Genomic DNA, 10,823 nt, shown 5'->3' with positions numbered 1-10,823 from the left:
TAATGGTTAGTTTAGGTGCTTTGTTATTTTCTACGAAGGCTTATGCTGACAAACCAACTCTTGTAACCGTCCCTACTGATTCTGATACCAAACCCTTTACTTACAGAGACAATGGAAAGTTTAAAGGCTATGATATCGAAATTGTTAAGGCTATTTTCAAGGGCTCTAAAAAAATATGATGTCACCTTTAAAACCATCCCTTTTTCATCAATTTTAACAGGATTGGATGCAGGGCGCTATCAGATGGCGGCTAATAACTTTAACTGCAACGAAGAAAGAGCTGAAAAATATCTTTTTTCTGATCCGATTTCTAAATCAAATTATACAATTGCCACTAAAGGTGGTAAGACTTTCGATTCTTTAGATGCTGCTTCAGGAAAATCAGTTGAAGTATATGCTGGATCAAATTATGTACAGATTTTAGAAAATGGGAATAAGAAGCACAGTGATAAGAAGCCTATCGCTATTCGCTATGTCGCTAATAGTGTCACCTTACCGTAACGCTTACAAAATATAAAAAAAGGCAACATTGACTTTTTAATGTACGAGGCTATTTCTTTGAAGACAGTGATTAAAGATCAGGCATTATCTTCGAAAATAAGGAACGTCGAAGATAAGTTAGGAACAGATAAAGACGGCTTAGAATTTCTACTATTTCCAAAAGATAAAGAAGGGGCAGCACTTCAAAAATTCGTCAATAAACGGATCAAAGTGTTACAAAGAAATGGTACTTTAAGTAAACTCAGTCAGAAGTACTTTGGTGGTGATTACAGTACAACAGGTAAAGAATAATTGATAAAGCTGGAGATAGGAAAAGGATAAGAGGTGATAGGTAAATCTTATCACCTTTTTAAGACCTCCTATTTTACAGGCTAGGTAGTCAGTGATAGAATGGACAGATAAGAAGATTATCGATTAAAGGACATAATTATGAGACCATTATATTTAGCAGTAGGTTGGTATGAAAGCCTTGTTGAAAAATTACCAGCTGGCAAACTGTTTTCATGGAGGGCAGTTTTTGATGCCATCCCATCCATTTTAGAGCGTCTTCCATTAACGATTGGGCTAACTTTGGCAGGGGCTGTAGCTGGGCTAATCCTAGCTCTTTTATTTGCGGTTATTAAAATTAATCGTGTTAAGGTGATTTATCCTATCCAAGCATTTTTTGTTAGTTTCCTGCGTGGAACACCGATCTTGGTTCAGTTGATGCTTAGTTATTATGGTATTCCGCTTTTACTCAAAGCGATTAATCAAAGAACTGGCTTAGATATGAATATCAATGCTATTCCAGCATCTGTATTTGCTATCACAGCCTTTGCTTTTAATGAGGCGGCTTATGCTAGTGAAACCATTCGAGCAGCTATCCAATCCGTGAATTCTGGTGAAGTAGAAGCTGCCAAGAGTTTGGGGATGACCAATAAACAAATTTATAGTCGTGTCATTATTCCCAACGCTGCTGTAGTTGCGACACCAACATTGATTAATAGTTTAATTGGTTTGACCAAAGGAACCTCTCTTGCCTTTAATGCAGGGATTGTTGAAATGTATGCGCAGGCACAAATTCTTGGTGGTAGTGATTACCGCTACTTTGAGCGGTTCATTTCTGTCTCTCTCATTTATTGGGGCATTAGTTTCTTGATTGAAAATCTAGGACTCTTCATTGAGAAGCGTATGGCTATCTCGCCGCCAGAAGCAGTACAAGAATCACTTGAAGTAGGAGGTCGCTAATGATTTCAATTCGTCATTTAACCAAAGAATTCTCAGGGCAAAAAGTTCTTGATGGTTTAGATTTAGATATCCAAAAAGGAGAAGTTGTCGCTCTTGTCGGGGCTTCAGGTGCTGGTAAATCAACCTTTTTACGTAGTCTTAATTACCTTGAAGAAGCTGATTCTGGAAGCATTGATATTGATGGCTTCAAAGTTGATTTTAAAACCATTTCTACCGAGGAAATCTTAACACTTCGCCGTAAGCTAGCTATGGTATTTCAACAGTTTAATCTGTTTGAGCGCCGTACGGCACTTGGAAATGTTAAAGAAGGTTTGAAAGTGGTTAAACAGTTGTCAGACGCAGAGGCAACTAAAATAGCAAAAGAAGAATTGGCTAAGGTTGGTTTGTCAGATAGAGAAAACCATTACCCTCGTCACTTGTCAGGAGGACAAAAGCAACGTGTAGCCTTAGCGCGTGCCTTAGCTATGAAACCAGATGTTCTCTTACTTGACGAGCCAACATCAGCATTAGATCCCGAGCTTGTAGGTGAGGTTGAAAAATCGATTGCAGATGCTGCTAAGGCTGGTCAAACCATGGTATTAGTTAGTCATGACATGAATTTTGTTGCTCAAGTGGCTGATAAAATTCTATTTCTTGAAAAAGGGAAGATTTTGGAACAGGGAACACCTGATCAGTTGATTAATCATCCTAAGGAAGAACGGACCAAAGAATTCTTCGCTAGTTACAAAAAATCATATCTTTGATATAATGGAGAAAAACTCAGCTAGGTAGTCTGGCTGAGTTTGTTTTAACATTGTTATAGTCTTTTGAATTAACTTTGATACATCGTCACTTTCAATTTGCCGTACTCCAGTTCTGTCTGCGTCTCAGTTCATTGGCTAAAAGGTAATTCATTTGACTATATTAATGATTGAGCCATTGATGGACTTAAGCAAAGAAGGTAGGCGTATGTTACACACTTTAGTTTCATTTTATTTACAAGGACTCTTACTAGCAGCTATATTTGTATTTATCACTGGTTTGGCTTATATGGTGAATAGAGCCTATAAAAAAGTGGATAAAACCGCGAGAGAAAAACAGGAAGTTCTTTATGATGGTTTAATGATTTGTATTTTAACTACTCCTATTTTTTCATTCGCTTTTATGGCTTTACTACTTGTGATTAAGTCTTAAAGCTTGCTAATTAAAAAAAGAATTGCTAAAATTTAGCTACATATGTAGATGAAAAAGGAGAAAGCATGTACGATACAATTGTGATTGGAGCAGGTCCTGCAGGAATGACTGCAGCACTTTATGCGGCTCGTTCAAATCTGAAGGTGGCAACCTTGGAACAAGGAGCTCCAGGTGGACAGATGAATAACACTGCTGATGTCGAAAATTATCCAGGATTTGAGCTTATCAGTGGTCCAGAACTGTCAATGAAGATGTTTGAACCGCTTGAAAAGTTTGGTGTCGAAAACCTTTATGGGATCGTAACGGGTATCGAAGACAAGGGTGATTATAAGATCGTTCGCACTGACGATGAAGTTTATGAAACCAAGACAGTCATCATTGCAACAGGAGCTAAGCACCGCCACATTGGGGTAGCTGGAGAAAATGAATACAACAGTCGAGGTGTCTCTTACTGTGCGGTTTGTGATGGTGCTTTCTTTAGAAATCAAGATTTGCTTGTTGTCGGCGGTGGTGATTCAGCCATCGAAGAAGGTCTATTTTTAACACGATTTGCAAATTCTGTGACGATTGTTCATCGTCGTGATGAATTACGGGCTCAGAAGATTTTACAGGACCGTGCCTTCGCCAATGACAAAGTTTCCTTCATCTGGGACTCAGTCGTTGAAGAAATCAAAGGTAACGATATGAAAGTCACAAACGTAGACATCAAAAACGTTAAAACAAATAAGGTTACCAATCATGAATTTGGTGGTGTCTTTGTCTATGTTGGTCTCGATCCGGTATCTGATTTCTTCCGAGATTTAGGTATTACAGATCAAGATGGTTGGGTAGTAACTGATGATCATATGAGAACCAATATTCCTGGCATCTTTGCTGTCGGGGACATTCGTCAGAAGCATTTGCGTCAAATCACAACAGCTGTTGGAGATGGTGCTATTGCAGGTCAAGAAGCTTATCAATATATTGTAGACCATGAAGCTTAAGGGAGTCAGGACAAAAGTCCTGGCTTTTTATATTTATTGAAAATCAAAATTTGACCTTGTCACCTTTACCTTGTTGACCTTTTAGTTTTATCTGAGGTGACTTTCCTAGTCAGATTTTGATTTTCTTCGAGTCTTATGATGGTGCTATTCAACAGTAACCTTTTCTTTTTTATAGCCAAAAAGTTTCCTTTGTTTTTTTGCTCGGAAGGAGAAATATCTGACGAGGAGAAAACTTGTTGTTTTATTCACAATGAAAGGGTGGATGATTCCCTAAAACTAGCGCTTGTGCTATAATAGTCAACAAGATTAGAAGTACTGACTTTTTGAAATGAGGTTCGCTACTTTGGTCAAGAACGAAGGATATAAAAAAATGAATTATACAGACGATAGTTTAACACTACATACAGATCTTTATCAAATCAATATGATGCACGTTTATTTCAAGCAGGGCATTCATAACAAACATGCTATTTTTGAACTTTACTTTCGTAAGTTACCTTTTGAAAATGGTTTTGCAGTGTTCGCTGGTCTAGAACGTATCGTATCATACTTAAAGCAATTACGTTTCACAAAGACAGATATTGCTTACTTGCGTGAGGAAGGCTACCCAGAAGACTTTTTAACTTATTTACAAGAGTTTAAGCTAGAATTATCAGTAAAATCAGCCCGTGAGGGAGATTTGGTTTTTGCTAATGAACCTTTAGTTCAAGTCGAAGGTCCCTTGGCACAATGTCAACTTGTTGAAACAGCGCTTTTGAACATTGTCAACTTCCAAACTTTGATTGCGACAAAAGCGGCTCGTATCAAGACTGTTATTGCTGACGAACCACTTCTTGAATTTGGAACACGTCGGGCACAAGAGATGGATGCAGCGATTTGGGGTACTCGTGCAGCTGTTATCGGTGGAGCGGATGCGACTTCAAACGTTCGAGCTGGGAAGATTTTTGGCATTCCAGTATCGGGGACCCACGCTCATGCCATGGTACAAGCTTATGGTGATGATTACAAGGCTTTTAAGGCTTATGCTGAAACCCACAAAAACTGTGTTTTTTTGGTAGATACCTATGATACCTTGAAAATCGGTGTTCCAGCAGCGATTAGGGTTGCTAAAGAGTTTGGTGATAAGATCAATTTCCAAGGGGTTCGTCTGGATTCAGGAGACATGGCTTATCTCTCAAAAGAAGTGCGTAAACAACTAGACGAAGCAGGGTTTACAGATGCTAAGATCTATGCGTCAAATGATTTGGATGAAAATACCATCCTTAACTTGAAGATGCAAAAGGCTAAGATTGACGTCTGGGGAGTTGGAACAAAATTAATTACAGCTTACGATCAACCAGCCCTAGGTGCGGTTTATAAGATTGTTTCTATCGAAGATGACAATGGCGAGATGATTGATACTATCAAGCTATCAAATAATGCCGAAAAAGTCTCTACACCTGGTAAGAAACAGGTTTGGCGGATTACTAGCCGTGAAAAAGGTAAGTCTGAGGGGGATTACATCACCTTTGCGGATGTCGACGTGTCAAAAATGGATGAAATCCATATGTTCCATCCTGTCTATACTTACATTTCAAAAACAGTCAAAAACTTTGATGCTGTCCCATTATTAACCGATATTTTCAAAGGTGGTCAATTGGTTTATGACTTGCCAAGTCTGGAAGAAATCAAAGAATATGCCCATAAAGAACTGGATGATTTATGGGATGAGTACAAGCGCGTTTTAAACCCTCAAGAATACCCAGTAGACCTAGCCAAAGATGTTTGGGATAATAAGATGGCTCTTATTGATCGTGTTCGTAAATCAGCATTTGCTCAAGTTAAAGGAGACAAATAAGTGAGTTTGCAAGAAACTATTATTAAAGAACTAGGTGTGAAACCAGAAATCAATGCCAAAGAAGAAATCCGTCGTTCGGTTGATTTCTTAAAGGCTTATCTTTTGAAACATCCGTTTTTAGAGACGCTTGTTTTAGGGATTTCAGGTGGTCAAGATTCTACTTTAGCTGGACGGCTTGCTCAACTAGCCATTGAGGAATTACGTGATGAGACTGGTAAAGATTATCAATTCATCGCCATTCGTCTTCCTTATGGGGTGCAGGCTGACGAAGCGGATGCCCAAAGAGCACTTGATTTTATCAAACCAGATGTGACTTTAGCGATTAACATCAAGGAAGCAGTAGACGGTCAAGTATCAGAATTGGCCAAGGCAGGCGTAGAAGTGTCTGATTTTAATAAGGGTAACATTAAGGCTCGTCAACGCATGATCACTCAGTACGCAGTTGCTGGTCAGTACAGTGGTGCTGTTATCGGAACAGATCATGCTGCAGAAAATATTACTGGCTTTTTCACTAAGTTTGGTGATGGTGGTGCCGATATCTTACCGCTCTTTAGACTTAATAAACGTCAAGGAAAACAGCTTTTGGCAGAGTTAGGTGCCGATAAGGCACTCTACGAAAAAATCCCCACAGCGGACTTGGAAGAAAATAAACCAGGTATCGCTGACGAAGTTGCACTCGGTGTAACCTATAACGATATCGATGACTATTTAGAAGGTAAATCTGTCTCAGCAGATGCCCAAGAAAAAATCGAAAACTGGTGGCATAAAACCATGCACAAACGTCATCTACCAATCACAGTATTTGACGACTTTTGGAAATAATAAATATCAAGACCGGCCAATATGTCGGTTTTTGTTATAAACTAAAACTATAACTAAACCTAACTTTTAACAACTTGTTTTTTATAACTGTATGTGACATAATAAATAGCATAAACAACAAAGAGGTAAAATAAACATGGGAATTAAAAAGTTTTTAGGATTAACAGGTATTACATTAGCGTCAACACTGGTTTTGGCTGCTTGCTCTGGAAATGATTCAGCAGATGATGCCAATGAAGTTCGTGTTGGTATTATGACTAAGACAGATGCAACTGAGCCAATCTGGGATCGCGTAGAAGAGTTAGCAGAAGAAGAAGGTATTGACCTTGAATTTACAGAATTCACTGATTACACACAACCTAATAAAGCTCTTAAAAATGGAGAAATCGACGTCAATGCTTTCCAACATTATAATTTCTTAAATGACTGGAATGCTAAAAATGATGCGGATTTAGTAGCGGCGGCGGATACTTTATTAAGTCCAATCCATCTTTTCTCTGGCTTAGATGGTAAAGAAGCTAAGTACACAGATGTTTCTGACATTCCAAATGGAGCGACTATTTCTGTGCCAAATGATGCCACAAATGAGAGTCGTGCCTTATATGTTCTCCAGTCAGCAGGTTTGATTGAGTTGTCAACTTCTGGTGAAGAAGTAGCGACACTTTCAGATATTACGTCAAATCCAAAAGATTTAGTGATTAAAGAAATCGCTGCGGATCAAGCCGCGTCAACTCTAACATCAGTTGATGCAGCTGTTATCAATAATAACTATGCTATTGATGCTGGCGTTGATTATGACACTTCAATCTTTACTGAAGAGAAAAATGATAGTTCAAAACAATGGATTAATGTTATTGCTGCCCAAAAAGGCTGGGACACATCAGCAAAAGCTGATGCTATCAAAGTTTTGATTAAAGTGTATCAGACTGATGAGGTGGCAAAAATCATCAAAGAAGCTTCTAAAGGTACGGATATTGCCATTTGGGATGGTGCTCCAGAGAACTAAGAAAAGTCTTCAATAATTTATTAATGAACAAGTAAAATAGGCGTGTGACGAGCACTCCTGTTTTCTTGTTATTAGTACTTATTAAAGAGGGGGGAAATATGGAAATATGGCAGAAACCAACCAAATCGATGAAAAAGCTAGCTTGACGGAAGATTACCTCAAGATTTTAGAGAGATTAATTGCCAGTAAATCCATCTTTGCTCAAGAGATTGGCTTAACGGAAACAGCAAGTTACCTCAAGGAAGTTTTTGAAAAAGCTGGTGCTCAAGTTCTTGTGGACGAGACTTATGTTGCACCGTTTATTTTGGCTCAGTTTAAGAGTTCTCGTCCAGATGCCAAGCACATCATTTTTTACAATCACTATGATACACAACCAGCAGATGCAGATCAGATTTGGCAAAGTGATCCCTTTCAACTCACCTTCCGTGATAGCTATATGTATGGACGAGGCGTCGATGATGACAAGGGACATATTACAGCTCGTTTGACAGCAGTGGTATCCTATTTGCAAAAATATAAGGATCTGCCAGTTCATATCACATTTATGATGGAGGGGGCGGAAGAATCCGCTTCTGTTGACTTAGAAAAGTACTTGGAGATTTATGCTGATCAGTTGAGAGGGGCAGAACTTCTTGTTTGGGAGCAAGGGATTCGTAATAAAGAAGGACAGATTGAGATTTCTGGTGGTACTAAGGGTATTGTTACCTTTGATGCTTCGGTTGTTTCCGCCAAAGTTGATAGTCATTCAAAATTTGGGGCTATTTTTGACAGTGCTACTTGGTATCTTATCAATGCTCTGTCTAGTCTTAGAGCTCCTGATGGTCGTATTTTAGTAGATGGTATTTATGAAGATATCATTGAGCCTACAAAGCATGAACTTGACTTAGTTGCAAAACATGCGCATTTAGATTTGGCATCATTAAAAACATTGTATGATTTAAGTTTGCCAACATTAGCTAAAACACAAGCTGATTTAGAAAGACGCCTGTTCTTTGAGCCAGCTTTAACGATTGAAGGCTTATCATCGGGTTATCTGGGTCAGGGTGTTAAAACCATTATACCTGCAGAGGCTTCAGCTAAGCTAGAAGTTCGATTAGTGCCAGGTATGGATCCACATAAAGTTTTAGATTTGATTGACAAACAGCTTGCCAAAAATGGTTATGATAAAGTACAATTAACCTACACTTTGGGTGAAAAAGGCTATCGTAGTGACATGACAGCACCAGCTATTCAAAATGTTATCAGCATAGCAGAGCGCTTTTCGCCTAAAGGGGTAGCTATTTTGCCAACGACATCGGGTACTGGCCCTATGCACCAAGTCTTTGAAGCCCTAGAAGTGCCTATTGCAGCTTTTGGGATAGGGAATCCTGATAGTCGAGATCATGGTAGCGATGAGAATGTCAAGATGACAGACTATGAGACACATATAGAAATGATAGAGGAGTTAATTGCAAGTTATGACTGATGCGATTATAAATTTAGAGCATATTGATATCACTTTCCATCAGAAGAAACGTGTTATCGAAGCAGTTAAAGATGTTTCGGTAAGTATCAATAAGGGTGATATTTATGGGATTGTTGGTTACTCAGGTGCGGGGAAATCAACCTTAGTTAGGGTTATCAACCTTCTTCAAGTTCCTACAGCAGGGAAAATTACCATCAATGGCGATGTGACTTACGATCAAGGAAAAGTGCAGCTGTCATCAGCTGCTTTACGCCAAAAACGCCAAAAAATTGGTATGATTTTCCAACACTTTAACTTGATGGCACAAAAAACAGCTTCTGAAAACGTTGCTTTTGCCTTACGTCATTCTGATTTGAGTAAGGAAGCTAAAGCTAAGAAGGTTTCGGAATTGCTAGAATTGGTTGGTTTGTCAGATCGTTCGGATAACTATCCCGCTCAATTATCTGGTGGTCAGAAACAGCGTGTTGCGATTGCGCGTGCTCTTGCTAACGACCCTGAAATTTTAATTTCTGATGAATCAACATCTGCTCTAGACCCTAAAACGACGAAACAAATTTTGGCTCTTTTACAAGATCTCAATCGTCAATTAGGGTTGACAGTTGTCATGATTACTCACGAAATGCAGATTGTTAAAGATATTTGTAATCGAGTTGCAGTCATGCAGAATGGTGTCTTGATTGAAGAGGGATCAGTTTTGGATATTTTCTCAAATCCCAAAGAGGAATTGACACAGGAGTTTATCAAAACAGCTACTGGTATCGATGAAGCTATGATTAAGATTGCCCAGCAGGATGTTGTTGTCAACTTAGCAGCTGATTCTATTTTGGTACAGCTAAATTATGCTGGAACATCTACAGATGAGCCGATTTTGAATGATATTTACAAACGATTCCAAGTTACTGCCAATATTCTTTATGGTAATATCGAAATTTTAGACAGCACACCTGTAGGTGAAATGGTGGTTATCCTATCAGGGAATTTGGATAATTTATCAGCAGCGCAAGAAGCTATTACAGCAGCTGGTATTCATTTAACGATTTTGAAAAGAGGTGCCTAGATGTTAGAATGGGTTCAAACGTATTTGCCGAATGTTTATAATATTGGTTGGACAGGAGATAATGGCTGGTTAGCAGCAATCAATGCTACTTTGTACATGACCATTGTATCTTTTATTATTGGTGGATTTTTAGGTCTCCTAGCAGGTCTCTTTCTCGTTTTAACAGGTCCTGGTGGCGTTGTTGAAAATCGTCCTGTTTTTCAAGTTCTTGATAAAGTAACCTCTATTTTTCGTGCCATTCCTTTTATTATCTTACTAGCAATTTTGGCGCCAGTGACTTTCTTGATTGTCAAAACAAATCTTGGAGCAACTGCTGCCCTAGTACCACTTTCAGCAGCCACTTTCCCGTTTTTTGCTCGTCAAGTTCAAGTGGTCTTGTCAGAACTTGATCGCGGAGTCATTGAGGCAGCGCAAGCTTCAGGTGCTACCATTTTTGATATTATTAAGGTATATCTTGGAGAAGGTTTGCCTGATCTTATTCGTGTGTCAACGGTAACCTTGATTTCTTTGGTGGGTGAAACAGCTATGGCAGGTGCTATCGGCGCTGGTGGACTTGGTAATGTAGCGATTTCTTATGGTTATAACCGTTCTAATACAGATGTTACCTTTGTGGCTACCTTAGCCATTTTGTTGCTAATCTTCGCCATTCAATTTATTGGGGATTTCCTAACACGCAAACTTAGTCATCGTTAATTACTTTTGGGAGTGTGACAGGACTTGTCAAAAATATATATAAAGAGAGGTTTCCTGTT

Annotated in this window: 10 protein-coding genes and 1 pseudogene; all 11 read left to right on the top strand. The window is 38.8% G+C overall.

The window, feature by feature from the left end:
• Positions 1-2: 2 nt before the first annotated feature.
• Positions 3-792, top strand: a pseudogene (locus ACMZ6U_RS06955) (transporter substrate-binding domain-containing protein).
• 138 nt (positions 793-930) lie between these two features.
• A complete protein-coding gene (locus tag ACMZ6U_RS06950; protein ID WP_416107423.1) occupies positions 931-1,728 on the top strand; it encodes an amino acid ABC transporter permease in 798 nt (265 codons plus the stop codon).
• Positions 1,728-2,471 (top strand): amino acid ABC transporter ATP-binding protein, encoded by a 744-nt coding sequence (locus ACMZ6U_RS06945; RefSeq protein WP_104967302.1) that lies wholly within the window; start codon positions 1,728-1,730, stop codon positions 2,469-2,471. Before ACMZ6U_RS06950 ends, ACMZ6U_RS06945 begins: the two co-directional genes overlap by 1 nt.
• Positions 2,472-2,622: 151 nt before the next feature.
• On the top strand, positions 2,623-2,901 hold the full coding sequence (locus ACMZ6U_RS06940; protein WP_416107421.1) for a DUF4059 family protein: 279 nt from the start codon (positions 2,623-2,625) through the stop codon (positions 2,899-2,901).
• Positions 2,902-2,966: 65 nt separating this feature from the next.
• On the top strand, positions 2,967-3,884 hold the full coding sequence (gene trxB, locus ACMZ6U_RS06935; RefSeq protein WP_416107419.1) for a thioredoxin-disulfide reductase: 918 nt from the start codon (positions 2,967-2,969) through the stop codon (positions 3,882-3,884).
• A gap of 370 nt (positions 3,885-4,254) precedes the next feature.
• Entirely contained in the window at positions 4,255-5,721 is a 1,467-nt protein-coding gene (locus ACMZ6U_RS06930; protein WP_416107417.1) for a nicotinate phosphoribosyltransferase, read from the top strand.
• Positions 5,722-6,543 (top strand): ammonia-dependent NAD(+) synthetase, encoded by an 822-nt coding sequence (nadE, locus tag ACMZ6U_RS06925; RefSeq protein ID WP_416107415.1) that lies wholly within the window; start codon positions 5,722-5,724, stop codon positions 6,541-6,543.
• Between the two features lie 136 nt (positions 6,544-6,679).
• Positions 6,680-7,549, top strand: a complete 870-nt coding sequence (locus ACMZ6U_RS06920; protein ID WP_416107413.1) for a MetQ/NlpA family ABC transporter substrate-binding protein — start codon at positions 6,680-6,682, stop codon at positions 7,547-7,549.
• 106 nt (positions 7,550-7,655) lie between these two features.
• Entirely contained in the window at positions 7,656-9,014 is a 1,359-nt protein-coding gene (locus tag ACMZ6U_RS06915) for a M20/M25/M40 family metallo-hydrolase (RefSeq protein ID WP_416107411.1), read from the top strand.
• A complete protein-coding gene (locus tag ACMZ6U_RS06910; RefSeq protein ID WP_416107409.1) occupies positions 9,007-10,071 on the top strand; it encodes a methionine ABC transporter ATP-binding protein in 1,065 nt (354 codons plus the stop codon). The genes ACMZ6U_RS06915 and ACMZ6U_RS06910 overlap by 8 nt, the downstream gene beginning before the upstream one ends.
• Positions 10,072-10,764, top strand: a complete 693-nt coding sequence (locus ACMZ6U_RS06905) for a methionine ABC transporter permease (protein ID WP_416107407.1) — start codon at positions 10,072-10,074, stop codon at positions 10,762-10,764.
• The last annotated feature ends 59 nt before the right edge of the window (positions 10,765-10,823 follow it).

Source organism: Streptococcus pluranimalium, assembly GCF_047785745.1.
GTDB classification, from domain to species: domain Bacteria; phylum Bacillota; class Bacilli; order Lactobacillales; family Streptococcaceae; genus Streptococcus; species Streptococcus pluranimalium_B.
The sequence above is the reverse complement of the archived record's forward strand: the minus strand, read 5'-3'. Positions and strand labels throughout refer to the sequence as shown.

Coding starts and splice junctions, on each gene's coding strand:
- ACMZ6U_RS06910 (WP_416107409.1), top strand. CDS start 9,007: ATGACTGATGCGATTATAAATTTAGAGCATATTGATATCACTTTCCAT.
- ACMZ6U_RS06930 (WP_416107417.1), top strand. CDS start 4,255: ATGAATTATACAGACGATAGTTTAACACTACATACAGATCTTTATCAA.
- ACMZ6U_RS06950 (WP_416107423.1), top strand. CDS start 931: ATGAGACCATTATATTTAGCAGTAGGTTGGTATGAAAGCCTTGTTGAA.
- ACMZ6U_RS06920 (WP_416107413.1), top strand. CDS start 6,680: ATGGGAATTAAAAAGTTTTTAGGATTAACAGGTATTACATTAGCGTCA.
- ACMZ6U_RS06905 (WP_416107407.1), top strand. CDS start 10,072: ATGTTAGAATGGGTTCAAACGTATTTGCCGAATGTTTATAATATTGGT.
- ACMZ6U_RS06915 (WP_416107411.1), top strand. CDS start 7,656: ATGGCAGAAACCAACCAAATCGATGAAAAAGCTAGCTTGACGGAAGAT.
- ACMZ6U_RS06945 (WP_104967302.1), top strand. CDS start 1,728: ATGATTTCAATTCGTCATTTAACCAAAGAATTCTCAGGGCAAAAAGTT.
- trxB (WP_416107419.1), top strand. CDS start 2,967: ATGTACGATACAATTGTGATTGGAGCAGGTCCTGCAGGAATGACTGCA.